The organism is Phaeovulum veldkampii DSM 11550, assembly GCF_003034995.1.
GTDB classification, from domain to species: domain Bacteria; phylum Pseudomonadota; class Alphaproteobacteria; order Rhodobacterales; family Rhodobacteraceae; genus Phaeovulum; species Phaeovulum veldkampii.
On record NZ_PZKF01000130.1, the window covers coordinates 1 to 761 of the forward strand.

Consider the following 761-nt stretch of genomic DNA (forward strand, 5'->3'; position numbering starts at 1 on the left):
GGGAATGGATGAGGCTTCGGCAAAAGGCCCCTTGGTGCCCGCCTCGACCACCCAGACGTCCGCCGCGGGGGCCTCGACCACCGCCAACGCATCGGCCACAAGGCCATTGTAGATGCCGATCATCGCCAGAACGACCGTCATCAGCAGGCCCAACCCGAAACAGGTCAGCACAAAGCGGAACAGGCCATGCCGGATGTCTTTCAGCGCCAGATTCATGGCGCGTCCTCGATCCGGGCCAGTCTGCCTTCGTCGGCGCCTTTCGTCGGCATGGCGACAATCGCGGCACCGTCGGGCAGGCCGCCCGTCACCTCAACCCGACCCCGGTCGTCGCGTGCGCCAAAGGTCAGCTCGGCGCGGCGCAACCGGCCATCCTGCACCAGCCAGACCGTGCCGCGAAAGCCGTCAAAGCCGGTGATCGCCACCTCGGGCACCATCAGCGCGTTGTCGCGTATGCCAGTCAGGATGCGCACCTCGGCCTGTTCGCCAAGGAACATCGCTTCGGGGCAGTCGTAACAGGTCAGCCAGACGCGGCGCTCTTCGTTCACTCGGTCACTTTCCAGCCCGATCCGGGCGACGGTGCCGTGAAACTCGGCCGCAGGCTGTGACCGCAGGCGGATGACCCCAACTTGCCCAAGCGCCAGTTGGCCGGCGCGTTCTTCGTCGATGAAGGCCTGAACCCAAACCGATGCCGGATCAATCAGGCTGAAGATTGGATCACCGGCCTTGACCACCGTGCCCGGCTCGACGTGGCGAGCCACGAT

The 761-nt window shown here is 65.6% G+C and carries 1 protein-coding gene and 1 pseudogene; both read right to left on the bottom strand.

The features are described 5' to 3' along the window. Nucleotides 1-216, bottom strand: a pseudogene (locus C5F46_RS16245) (ABC transporter permease); the annotation flags it as partial. Next, nucleotides 213-761 (bottom strand): efflux RND transporter periplasmic adaptor subunit (locus C5F46_RS16250; RefSeq protein ID WP_146160266.1); only part of this gene is annotated, 549 nt, incomplete at its 5' end. The gene C5F46_RS16250 and the pseudogene C5F46_RS16245, both read right to left, overlap by 4 nt.